This is a genomic window from Candidatus Izimaplasma bacterium HR1 (genome assembly GCA_000755705.1).
GTDB lineage: Bacteria > Bacillota_I > Bacilli_A > Izemoplasmatales > Izemoplasmataceae > Xianfuyuplasma.
Genome location: CP009415.1, coordinates 440146 through 453355 on the forward strand (window position 1 = coordinate 440146; position 13210 = coordinate 453355).

10 protein-coding genes are annotated in these 13210 nt (G+C 31.3%); all 10 read left to right on the forward strand.

Annotation, left to right across the window (positions count from 1 at the left end):
* Positions 1-97: 97 nt before the first annotated feature.
* Positions 98-1750, forward strand: coding sequence for a glutamine--tRNA ligase/YqeY domain fusion protein (locus KQ51_RS02275; RefSeq protein ID WP_038468411.1), 1653 nt, complete (start codon positions 98-100; stop codon positions 1748-1750).
* 158 nt (positions 1751-1908) lie between these two features.
* Positions 1909-2106: a cold shock domain-containing protein gene (locus tag KQ51_RS02280; protein WP_038468414.1), complete on the forward strand. Its 198-nt coding sequence runs from the start codon at positions 1909-1911 to the stop codon at positions 2104-2106.
* A gap of 90 nt (positions 2107-2196) precedes the next feature.
* Complete coding sequence (locus KQ51_RS02285; RefSeq protein WP_038468416.1) at positions 2197-2499, forward strand: MGMT family protein; 303 nt, start codon at positions 2197-2199, stop codon at positions 2497-2499.
* A 64-nt stretch (positions 2500-2563) separates the two neighbouring features.
* Entirely contained in the window at positions 2564-4735 is a 2172-nt protein-coding gene (locus KQ51_RS02290) for an ATP-dependent helicase (protein ID WP_038468419.1), read from the forward strand.
* A gap of 36 nt (positions 4736-4771) precedes the next feature.
* Entirely contained in the window at positions 4772-6757 is a 1986-nt protein-coding gene (ligA, locus tag KQ51_RS02295; RefSeq protein WP_038468421.1) for an NAD-dependent DNA ligase LigA, read from the forward strand.
* Positions 6758-6762: 5 nt separating this feature from the next.
* Positions 6763-9573: an excinuclease ABC subunit UvrA gene (gene uvrA / locus KQ51_RS02300; RefSeq protein ID WP_038468423.1), complete on the forward strand. Its 2811-nt coding sequence runs from the start codon at positions 6763-6765 to the stop codon at positions 9571-9573.
* Positions 9574-9577: 4 nt separating this feature from the next.
* Positions 9578-10135, forward strand: a complete 558-nt coding sequence (locus tag KQ51_RS02305) for a hypothetical protein (protein WP_038468425.1) — start codon at positions 9578-9580, stop codon at positions 10133-10135.
* 4 nt (positions 10136-10139) lie between these two features.
* Positions 10140-11072, forward strand: a complete 933-nt coding sequence (hprK, locus tag KQ51_RS02310; protein WP_038468428.1) for an HPr(Ser) kinase/phosphatase — start codon at positions 10140-10142, stop codon at positions 11070-11072.
* 10 nt (positions 11073-11082) lie between these two features.
* Positions 11083-12183 (forward strand): prolipoprotein diacylglyceryl transferase, encoded by a 1101-nt coding sequence (gene lgt, locus KQ51_RS02315; protein WP_052609065.1) that lies wholly within the window; start codon positions 11083-11085, stop codon positions 12181-12183.
* Positions 12184-12245: 62 nt separating this feature from the next.
* The gene (locus KQ51_RS02320; protein ID WP_038468431.1) at positions 12246-13172 is read left to right on the forward strand and encodes an NAD(P)/FAD-dependent oxidoreductase; all 927 of its coding nucleotides are present in this window, start codon (positions 12246-12248) and stop codon (positions 13170-13172) included.
* Positions 13173-13210: the final 38 nt, after the last annotated feature.

The following is a 13210-nucleotide window of genomic DNA, read 5'->3' on the forward strand; positions in this document are numbered from 1 at the left end:
AAATATCAAAGTAAAAACTAGAGGTGATTATTATGAAAGTCCAGCAGAACACCCAAATATCAATAGAAGATGTAATAAAAAAATAAAAAGTAAAAGGGTGAAAAATATGGAAATTAATCATTTTATAAACACAATAATAGAAGAAGATATTCGTTTAGGTAAACACGAGAAGGCAATCACAAGATTCCCTCCCGAACCAAACGGATTTTTACATTTAGGTCATGCGAGAGCTATTATTACAAACTATTCAATGGCTGAAAAATATGATGGTTATTTTAATTTGCGATTTGATGATACAAATCCAATTAAAGAAGATATCAGCTTTGTAGAAGCTATTAAAGAGGATATTGAGTGGTTGGGATGTCATTGGGAAAATCTATTTTTTGCTAGTGATTATTTTGAAGAGATGTATAATCGAGCAACTCTTCTTATCGAAAGAGGTAAAGCTTTTGTTTGTGATTTAACTGCTGAAGAGATTAGAGAATACCGTGGTGACTTTAAAACACCAGGTAAGGAATCACCATATCGAAATCGTTCTATTGAAGAAAATTTGGAAATGTTTGCTAATATGAGGAATGGTAAATATCCTGATGGAAGTCATGTTTTAAGAGCTAAAATTGATATGACAAGTCCTAATATAAATTTAAGAGATCCTGTTATATATAGAATTCAAAGAGTATATCATCATAATACCGGAGATAAATGGTGTATTTATCCAATGTATGATTATGCACATCCGATTGAAGATGCAATTGAAGGAATAACTCATAGTTTATGTAGCTTAGAGTTTGAGGATCACCGTCCTCTATATGACTGGGTAGTAGAAAACTGTGAAATGCCTAATATACCAAGACAAATAGAATTTGGTAAACTGTATATTGCAGGTGCTGTCACTGGGAAAAGATATATTAAGGAACTAGTAGAAAGTGGTGCGGTTAATGGATGGGACGATCCACGTCTTATCACAATATCTGGTTTAAGAAGACGAGGAATACCTGCTGCAGCTATTAGAAATTTCATTTATAGTTTAGGTCTACCAAAATCTCAAGGTGAAACTGAAATTGATATGTTATACCAAGTAGTAAGAGATGAGTTAAAGACAGAAGCACCAAGAACTAATGCAATACTTGATCCTATAAAACTAGTTATTGATAATTATCCAGAAGGCAAAGTAGAATACTTAGAAGCAGAAAACAATAGAGAAAATGAAGAGTTAGGTTCGAGACAAATACCTTTTAGTAAACAGGTATATATTGAAAGAGAAGATTTTATTGAGCAAAAACCAAATAAAAAATGGAAACGACTTGCTTTAGATATTGAAGTACGCCTAATGCATGCATACTTTGTTAAAGCTAACAGCATTGTAAAAGATGATGATGGAAACATTATTGAAGTACATTGTACATATGATCCGGCCACTAAAAGTGGTAGTGGATTCAAAGAAAGAAAACCAAATGGAAATATTCACTTTGTTGATGGTACTCACAACCAAAAAGCAGAAATTAGATTATATGATGATTTAATTACTGATTTTGAGAACAAAGATGTACCATTTAGTGAGAAAATCAACCCTGATTCTTTAATCATAAAACATGGTTATGTTGAAGAAGGAATAACCTCTAAAGTAGGCGATAGATTTCAATTCACTAGGAATGGTTATTATTGTATAGATACAGACTCTACTGAAGACAACCTTGTTTTTAACAGAATTGTGTCATTAAAATCATCATATCGACCAAAGACGAAATAATTTTTTTCGTCTTTTTTTGTTAATGACTTGCAATTAATAAAATATAGTGTATTATAAAGTCGATGCATTATGAATAATAATATAAATTTGGATAACAATGTTACCTCAATTTTTATAAAGTAATTTATAATTATCAAATAATATAGGAGGTAACAAACATGACAGGAAAAGTTAAATGGTTTAATTCTGAAAAAGGATTCGGATTCATCACAACTGAAAATGGAGAAGATTTATTTGTACATTTCTCACAAATTCAAAAAGATGGTTTCAAAACTTTAGAAGAAGGAGAAGCTGTAAGTTTTGACGTAATTGAAGGAAATAAAGGTCCTCAAGCTGCAAACGTAGAAAGCTTATAATCTTAACAATTAAAGACCCTAACGGGTCTTTTTTTATATCTATATGTATTTAATTACCTTAAAATGATATTATTATCTAGAGGTGATGTAATGACAAACTTTACTGAACAGGTTTTAGGAATTATAAAAAGTATCCCTTATGGAACTGTAATGACATATGGACAAATATCTACTTATGCAGGTAATCCTCGAGGTGCTAGACAAGTTTCAAGGATTCTAAGTAGTATGAGCAAAAAATATGGACTTCCTTGGCATAGAGTGATTAACTCTAAAGGTGGAATCTCACTTAGTGGTGAGCCTGGATTTATCCAAGGCGATCTTTTATCTAGTGAAGGAGTTCAAGTTGAAAATAAGCGAATAAATCTAAAAGATTATCAACACTTTTTAGACTAAAAAATAACATTCAAAGCACTATTATTTTGGTGCTTTTTTTGATATACTTTATATAGGTGATTTTATGAATAATTTACTAGATAATTTAAATGAGAAGCAAAAAGAAGCAGTCCTAACAACAGAGGGTCCAATCATGGCGATAGCCGGAGCTGGAAGCGGTAAAACAAGCGTTCTTACAAAAAGGATCGCTTATTTAATCTATGAGAAGAATGTTCATTATAAAAACATTCTAGCTATCACCTTTACTAATAAAGCTGCGAAAGAGATGAAACAACGAGTAAAAACGTTACTTGGAATAAATCCTTATGATATGTGGATTAGCACATTTCATTCAATGTGTGCAAAAATATTACGCGATCATATTGAAAAATTAGGGTATAAAAGAAACTTCCAAATTATAGATGATGATGACAACCTTCAAATTGTTAAATCATTGATGAAAAAGGCTAATATAGATATAAAAGTATATAAACCCAGAGTTGTCAGAGGTTTAGTTTTAAAAATGAAGTTTGATGAAGATTATATAGATGATATAGAATCTCCTTTAAAAGAGTTTGTAGGTAGAATATTTAAGCAATATCAAGACTATATTTTCGAATCAAACTTAGTTGATTTTGAGGACTTGATGATTTTGACAATTAAGTTATTAAAACAAGAACCCGAAGTAAAAAAATACTATAACGATTTATTCAAGTACGTTTTAGTGGATGAGTTCCAAGATACTAATAATATTCAGTATGAACTAGTTAAATTGCTTGTTAACGAGGATAAGAACTTATTTATAGTTGGAGATGAGGATCAAAGTATTTATGCCTTTAGAGGGGCAAATATTGAGAATATTAACAAATTCAAAAGAGACTACAAAGGTTATCATATTGTTCTTTTAGAACAAAACTATCGTAGTTCAAATAATATTTTGGATGCTGCTAACAGCATTATCAAAAATAATAGTACGAGGATACCTAAAAATCTTTTCTCATCGAAAGGCGCAGGAGAATTAATTACTCATTATAAAGGGGTAACTGCACGCGATGAAGTAGAATACGTTGCTCAAACAATTAGAGCTTTAAATAGAATGGGTTATAACTTTAATGATATGGCTATTTTATATCGTGCAAATAGTACCTCTAGACAATATGAAGATATATTATTGCAAAAACAAATTCCTTATCGTATCTTTGGGAATACTAGTTTCTTTAAAAGAAAAGAGATTAAAGATTTCACAGCATACCTAAAATTTATTCTAAATCAAGATGATGCTTTTAGTTTTCTAAGAGTAATAAGCGCACCAAGAAGAGGAATAGGACCATCAACAATAGAAAAAATCACTACTTATGCTGTAGATAATGGTTTGACTTTTAGTGATTCATTAAAGCAAAGCCATGAATATCTTGGTAGAAATGCTAGTAATAAACTAAAAGAATTTATTACATTGATAGAACACTTCAGAACTCAACTGGATGAAATACCTTTTATTGATTTTGTCGACTATGTTTTAGAAAAATCAGGATACTATCAAACCTTGGAAAATGATGAAAAAGGTGACGTTAGATATGAAAACTTACAAGAATTTAAGACGATCTTAGCCGAAAATAACGAAATATATGGCGATATATCTAAAGTTGAGATGTTGACTTTTATATTGGAAGATATTTCTTTGAAAGCAGATGAAAATAAAGAAGATGTCGAGGACGGTGTAACGTTAATGACACTTCATGCTGCGAAAGGGTTAGAGTTTAAAGTTGTATTTATTGTTGCTCTTGAAATGGGGATGTTCCCTTTAGCAAGAACATTTGGCGATAAATTTGAATTTGAAGAAGAACGTAGACTTATGTATGTAGGAGTAACTAGAGCTAAGGAACGATTATTCTTAACAAATGCTGATGTTAGACAAACATTTGGGGAGATAAGTAGAAATCCGAATAGCAAGTTTCTGGATGAGATTCCTAGTGAATTAATTGAGAAACAAGGATACAGTGTTGCTGTTAGTAGATCGATTAATGTTAATTCAATAAACAAAAGACCTACTTATAGAGATAATATAATAAAGAAAAGAAAAGTATCACTAGAAAATGCGAATCAAAATGATATTTCAAAAGGTGACAAAGTAACTCATAAAGTATTTGGTGATGGAGTAGTAGTGAGTGTTGCAGGAGATAACTGCATTATCGCCTTTAAACACCCTCATGGAGTGAAAAAACTTCTTAAAGATCATCCAGCAATAAGCAAGAAATAATAGTTAAAATATGGTATAATTAGGTGTGGTGATTTGATGAATATAAAGATTAGAATTGACGAGTTAAGAAGACTGTTAAATCGTTATAATTATGAGTATTATATCGAGGATAATTCAACTGTAAGTGATCAAGAATTTGATGATTTGCTACATGAATTAATTCGTTTAGAAAACGAAAATCCAGAATATAAGAGTGATGATTCACCTACTGTTAGAGTAGGAACAGTAATTCTTGATAAATTTGAAAAAGTAACCCACGATATTCCTATGATGAGTCTAAACAATGCATTTAATGAAGATGATTTATATGCCTTTGATGAACGAGTTAGGAAGGTAGTAAGTGATGTTACTTATAATGTAGAGTTAAAAATAGATGGACTAGCAGGTTCTTTGAAATTTGAGAACGGAAGTCTTGTTTTAGGTGCAACTCGAGGTAATGGAGTTATTGGAGAAAATATTACTTCAAATTTACGAACAGTTAAGAGTATTCCGCTAAGCATTGATTATGACAATAATCTTGAAGTTAGAGGAGAAGTTTTTATGAGTAAGAAGTCTTTTGATAAATCTAATACTGAAAGAAGAAACTTATCTCAAGAGGAATTCAAGAATCCCCGTAATGCGGCTGCTGGAAGTGTTAGACAATTAGATAGTAAAGTTGCTGCTTCGCGTAATCTAGATATGTTTATATATAGTGTTATCTCACCGGTTAATCACGGGTTATCAACACATATTGAATCATTAGATTTTGCCAGAAAACTAGGATTTAAAGTTAATCCTTTAAGTAAAAAATGTAAAACTATTGAAGAGGTTATCGAGTACATAAATATATATACTGAAAAGAGAAATGACTTAAAATATGAAATTGATGGAATTGTTATCAAAGTTGATGAATTGGCATTATATGATGTTATAGGATATACAGCAAAATCTCCTAAGTGGGCTATAGCTTATAAATTCCCAGCTGAAGAAGTAATAACTAAAATTAATTCAATAACTTTACAAGTTGGTAGAACGGGGCAAATAACTCCTGTTGCCAATTTAGATCCAGTAATGGTTCAGGGAAGTACAGTTTCTAGAGCTACATTACATAATGAGGATTATATAAGTGAAAAAGATATAAGAGAAAATGATTATGTTGTTATAAGAAAAGCAGGAGATATCATCCCTGAAGTTGTTCGTATCGTTCTAGAAAGAAGAACTTCTGAAAGTAAAAAATTCAGTATGATTTCTAAATGTCCTGTCTGTAATGAAGATACATCAAGAAAAGACGGAGAAGTTGATCTCTATTGTGTTAATCCTTTCTGTGATGCAAAGACAATTGAAGGACTTATCCATTTTGCATCAAGAAAAGCAATGGCTATAGAAGGTCTTGGAGATAGAATAATCGAACAGTTTTATAATGATAATTTGATTAAAACTATTGATGATATATATATGTTAGAAAAACATCGAATGGATTTAGTAGTTAAAGAAGGTTTTGGACAAAAATCAATTACTAAACTACTTGATAGTATTGAAGCAAGTAAGAATAACAACTTAGACAAATTTCTTTTCGGTCTTGGAATAAGACACGTTGGGGAAAAAGTATCTAAGGTTTTAGCTACCAAATTTAAGGATATAGAAAACTTCTATGAATTAACTAAAGAAGAGTTAACTGATGTTGATGAAATCGGAGAAGTAATTGCAGATAGTGTCATTAGTTACTTTAATGATGATAAAAATAAAGAACTACTTTTGAAGCTTAAATTATTAGGGTTAAACATGTTATATACCTCTAATGTCGTTTTAAAAGAAGAATTTGAGGGTAAAACATTTGTATTAACTGGTAAATTAGAGTTATATAAAAGAGATGAAGCAAAAGCTTTAATTGAATCGTTAGGCGGTAAAGTTTCAGGGAGTGTTAGCAAGAAAACAAGTTTTGTTGTTGCTGGAACCGATGCTGGAAGTAAACTAACTAAGGCTAATCAATTAGGCGTCAAAGTAATTAGTGAACAGGATTTTAAAGACTTACTAGATAGGTGATATAAATGCTTAATGAAATAATTATTAAAGGCGCAAAAGAAAATAATCTAAAGAATATCGACATACAAATACCAAAAAATAAACTTGTTATTATGACAGGGTTAAGTGGTAGTGGTAAGTCTTCTTTGGCGTTTGATACAATATATAAAGAGGGGCAAAGAAGATATGTAGAAAGCTTAAGTGCTTATGCAAGACAGTTCTTAGGGAATATGGAGAAACCTGATGTTGAGAGTATTGAAGGATTATCTCCTGCAATTAGTATTGATCAAAAAACAACATCCAAGAATCCACGTTCTACAGTTGGAACAGTAACGGAGATATATGATTATTTACGTTTACTATATGCACGTATAGGAAAACCTATTTGCCCTAATCATGGAATAGAGATTTCAGGACAATCAATTGAAGAAATGACATATAAAGTACTGGAAGTTTCTGAAGGTAGAGTTATAATTTTAGCACCTATTGCGAAAGAGAGAAAAGGAACTCACCAAAAAACCTTAGAACAACTTCAAAAAGATGGTTTTGTCCGTGTTAGAATAAACGGTGAAATCTACGATTTGGATGATGATATCAACTTAGAAAAAAACAAACGACATACTATTGAGGCTGTAATCGATAGATTGCGAATCAAAGAAGGAATAAGAAGTCGTTTATATGATAGTTTAGAAACAGCTGCTCGAATAGGAGAAGGTAAAGTAATTGTATTAATCGATAATGAGGAGCATATTTTTAGTGAGCACTATGCTTGTCCCCAATGTGATTTTAGCATTGGTGATTTACAACCTAGATTATTCTCATTTAACGCACCATACGGTGCTTGTAGCGAATGTAATGGTTTAGGACATAAACGAAAAATCGATCCAGAATTACTGATTCCAAATCGAAATATTTCTATTTTAAGTGGAGCAATAAAAGGTTGGGAAAATACCGATACTTACTTCTTTAAAATGATTAAGCAAGTAGCTAAGTTTTATGGGTTCTCTTTAAAAGTACCTGTTAAAGATATGGATCCTAAACACTTGCACATCGTTTTATATGGAACTAAGGAGAAGATAGATTTCAAATTTGGTGGTAAAAAATCAGATGCCTACCTATATGAAAAGTCATCCAAATATGAAGGAATCATTAGAAACTTGGAACGTCGCTACATGGAGACAAAGTCACGTTTTATGCGTGAATGGATTGAAGGATATATGAATGAAATAACTTGTCCTGTATGTCACGGGAAAAAGTTAAACGAAAAAGCATTAAGTGTTAAAGTCGGTGGGATAGATATTATCGATTTAACTGACATGAGTGTTAAAGAGACTATTCATTTCTTTGAGAATATTAAATTAAATAAAACAGATCAAAAGATTAGTGAAATGGTTCTAAAAGAGGTTATTGAGAGATTAAGCTTTTTAAATAATGTTGGGTTAAACTACTTAACATTATCAAGACAGGCTGCTACTTTAAGTGGTGGTGAAAGCCAGAGAATCAGATTGGCTACACAAATTGGTTCACAATTAACTGGAGTTTTATATGTCCTTGATGAACCAAGTATTGGACTTCATCAAAGAGATAATCATAAGTTGATTAGTACACTTAAAAAAATGCGCGATTTAGGTAATACTTTAATCGTCGTAGAACATGATGAGGAAACTATGTTTGAAGCAGATCAAATTATCGATATTGGACCAGGGGCAGGTTTGTTTGGTGGGGAAGTAACATTCCAAGGAACTATCGAAGAAATCTTAAAAGATGAAAACTCAATTACGGGGAAATACTTATCAGGTAAATTAAAAATTGACGTACCTAAAATAAGAAGGACTCATGATAATGGTTATATTTCAATAAAAGGAGCTCGTCAAAATAATTTAAAAAACATTGATGTCGAACTACCAAAAGGTGTTTTAAATGTAATCACAGGTGTTAGTGGTAGTGGTAAATCCAGTTTAATTAATGAATGTTTATATAAAGGTTTAGCTAATAAGATTTATCGTAAGAAGCAACAAGAAGGGGAATTTGACGATTTAAAAGGTGTTGAAGATTTTGAAAAAATCATCAACATAGATCAATCTCCAATCGGGAGAACTCCTCGTAGTAATCCAGCAACATACACAGGTGTTTTCGATAACATCAGGGATATCTTTGCAATGACTAATGAAGCTAAAATACGTGGATATAAAAAAGGTAGATTTAGTTTCAATGTTAAAGGCGGAAGATGTGAAACATGTAATGGAGATGGATTAATCAAGATTGAAATGCACTTCTTACCAGATGTCTATGTCCCTTGTGAAGTATGCAGAGGAAAAAGATATAATAGTGAAACATTAGAAGTTAAATATAAAGGTAAAAACATTAGTGACGTATTAGAAATGACAATTGAGGAATCAGTGGTCTTCTTTAAAAATATTCCTAAAGCTTTTAACAAACTCAAAACTCTAAATGATGTAGGATTGGGATACCTTAAATTAGGACAACCGGCAACTACATTAAGTGGTGGAGAAGCACAACGTGTTAAATTAGCAAAAGAATTACATAAGAGAATTTCATCAAATACACTGTACATTTTAGATGAACCAACAACAGGATTACACAGTGACGACGTAAAGAGATTATTAAAAGTAATTCAACATATAGTTGATTTAGGTGCGACAGTTGTTATAATTGAACATAACTTAGATGTTATCAAAGTTGCTGATCATATTATCGATTTAGGACCTGAAGGTGGAGATATGGGAGGAACTGTTATAGCAACAGGTACTCCAGAAGATATAGCTAGCAATAAAGCTAGTTTTACAGGAGAATACTTACAGAAAGTATTGGGGTGATTTTATGGACAACAATCCCAAAAAAGATGAAGATATTGAGGAAGAAATAACAAAAGAAGAACAAGAAAACCTCGATGAGCTAAAAGAAGTTATAAAAAAATTAGAGGAGATGAGTAAAAACCAACCTCCCCAAAAATCACGGCGAAAAGTAATCTCATTTGAATTCGGTGGGTTTTTTCATCATAATCGTGTAATTAACTTTATTTTTACATATATTTTAACTTTTATTATCGCATTCTTTATCTCTGAATTATTTAACTTTGTAAGTTATCGTGATATTATATACTTTGCAGTTGCTATATTATTATTTAGTATTGCTGAAGAACTTATTAAAACATATGTAATGATGAGATACTTTAGAATTATTCTACGTACATTTGGTACGATATTCTATTTTATCTATTTGCTTATATTCTTCGTGGTAGATCAATATATATTAGTTGAATCATTTAATTTTATAAATGAAATAGCTTTACCGTTCTTTGTACTGTTCTTAGCCTTAACAAGGTACGTCTTGGGACAAATAATACGAAATTTTTTAAGATATCAGACTATGAGGTGATTAGATGTCATTATTAGTAAAACAAGTAGTAGAAGATTATAATATCAAGTTGGTAAGTGGAGAAGGTGGGCTTTCAAATAAAGTTTTAAAAGCTCAAGTATCTAGACCAGGACTTGAATTAGCAGGTTTATTTGATTTCTATGAATTTGATCGTGTTCAAGTTCTTGGAAGCAAAGAAGTTGCCTTTTTTGGATGGTTAAACAAAGAAGACCAAGAAATAAGAGTGGATATGTTATTTAAGAAGAGTCCACCTTGTTTTATATTCTCAAGAAATGCACAAATTCCAGAAATATTTGTAAGAAAAGGTAACGAATATAATATTCCAATTCTTAAATGTCAAAAGAAAACTTCATCTTTACTAAGTAGCCTATACCAATACTTAAGTAGTAAAATCGCTGAAAGAAAAAGTCTCCATGGGACATTAGTTGATGTTAGTGGGGTTGGGGTTTTAATTAGAGGTAAAAGTGGCTTAGGTAAAAGTGAAGTAGCTTTAGAATTAGTAAGAAGAGGACACCAATTAGTAGCTGATGATCGAGTTGATGTATATCAACGTGAAATTGGAGTAGTAGTTGGAGAAGCGCCACCAATCTTAAGGAAATATCTTGAAATAAGAGGTATTGGGATTGTTAATGTCGTAAAATTATTTGGTGCAAAAGCATTCAAGGAAAACAAAAAGATTATGTTAGTTGTTGATTTAGAACAATGGGATGAAACTTCTAGTTACGACCGTTTAGGGTTAGAAAATCACACAATTAAATTCTTCGATACTGATGTTGCTCATATTGTTATGCCAATTAGTGAAGGTAGAAATACCGCTTCTTTAGTTGAAGTAGCTGCTGTTAACGCAAGATTAAAGTATATGGGTGAGAATGCTGCTCTAGAATTTACAACTGCTTTGGATGAAGAATTGAAAAGAAAAAATAAATTAGAAGAATAGAGGAAGAAGTATGTTAACTCTTATTGTAGATCATGTGTTTGATCCAATCCCTAATATCTTTTTAGATTTAGGATTTATTACTTGGTATAAATATAGTGTCATGATAATGTCAGGTATTATTATTGCTGCTGTGTTAGGTTTATTTGAAGGAAAAAAATTAGGAATCAATAAAGATGTACTTCTTGATGGATTGTTAATCATCGTACCATTAAGTATTGTCGGTACTAGATTATGGTATGTTGTCTTTGAGTGGGATAAATACGCTTGGGATATTATGAAAATTATTAATATCACTGATGGTGGTTTAGCTATTCATGGTGGATTTATAACTGCTTTTGTTAGTGCTTATTTCTTTACTAAATGGAAAAAAGTAAGTATCTTTGGTGCATTTGATTTAATGGCACCTGGATTCTTAATTGCTCAAGCAATGGGACGCTGGGGGAACTTCTTTAATCAAGAAGCTCACGGTGGTGTAATAGGTGGAAGTGGCTCAACATGGGATGCGCAACGTGCATTCCTAACTGATAAACTACATTTACCAGATTTTATTACAAACAATATGTTTTTATATGGTAATGAAGGTTTAAATTACTATCATCCAACATTCCTATATGAATCATTATGGAATGTCGCTGGATTTATTCTAATGCTGGTTTTAAGAAGAACTAAAAAAATTAGACAAGGTGATTTATTAGCTTTCTATCTAATATGGTATAGTGCGGGTAGATACTTCATCGAAGCTATGAGAACAGATAGTTTATACATTTTGAATACTGGAATTAGAACTGCGCAGTTAATAAGTATACTAATGATTATAGGTGGAATAGTTCTTGCAGTATTATTACGAACAGTAATTAAGCAAAAGAAATATCATGTTGCTTTGGAACAAAACAAGGTTATAAATGATTTTGAAGATAAAATGAATGAATATAAAAATTCTAGTGTTAATGAAGAAACAGATGTAGAAATCACTACTAAATTCTTAATTTTAAAAGAAGTAATAGATAAACAAAAAGATGATGAGTGGTTACAAGGAGAACATCCTGAAATAACCGAATTTGAGGATGAATTGAATAAATATAAAGAATTATCATTAGAAGAAGAAAAATAAAAAATGCAAAATACTGAACAAACTATTTAAAAAGTATTATAATTTATTTCGAGGTGAATATAATGGAAAAATATGATGTAATAATTATTGGTGCTGGACCTGGTGGGATGACAGCAGCTATATATACACAAAGATCAAACTTAAAAACTATGATGTTAGAAAAAGCCGCTCCTGGTGGTAAAATGATGACTACTTTCGAAATTGAAAACTATACTGGTTTTGGTAAAATTGGTGGATTTGAATTAAGTGAAAAGATGTTTAATCATACCCAAGAACTTGGTGTAGAGTACCGTTATGGCGACGTTACTAACATTATTGATAAAGGAACACTTAAGGAAGTTCATACTCAAACAGGTGATGTTTTTGAAGCTGGAGCTGTAATTATTGGGAGCGGAACAATTCCAAGAAGTACAAAAGCTGCTGGTGAATCAAAATTAACTGGACGAGGAGTAAGCTGGTGTGCGATTTGTGATGGAGCATTCTTTAAAGAAATGGATATCGCAGTAATTGGTGGCGGTAATAGTGCTATTGAGGAAGCAATCTTTTTAACCAAAACCGTTAAACACATTACAGTAATTAACCTTTTGCCATCATTACAGGCTGATGCTAAAGCGGTAGAACAAGCTAAAGCAACTGGAAAAATGGACTTTATGTTAGGATATGAAGTAGTTTCATTTAATGGTGATAATCAATTAACTAGCATTACATTAAGAAATGTTGAAACTAAAGAAGAATCGGATCTTACAGTAGAAGGAGCTTTTGTTTTTATCGGACAAATACCTGAAGTATCATTTGCTAAAGATCTTAACATTACTAATAAATGGGGTTATATTGAAGTAAATGAAAAAATGGAAACTAGAGTTCCTGGTATATATGCTATAGGTGATGTAATCAATAAAGAATTGCGACAAATCATTACAGCTGCTTCTGATGGAAGTATTGCTGCTGTTGAAGTCGCAAGATACTTAGAAAAATCAAATAAAATTTAAAGAATAGGCGCAATGCCTATTCTTTTTTAATTAGACTT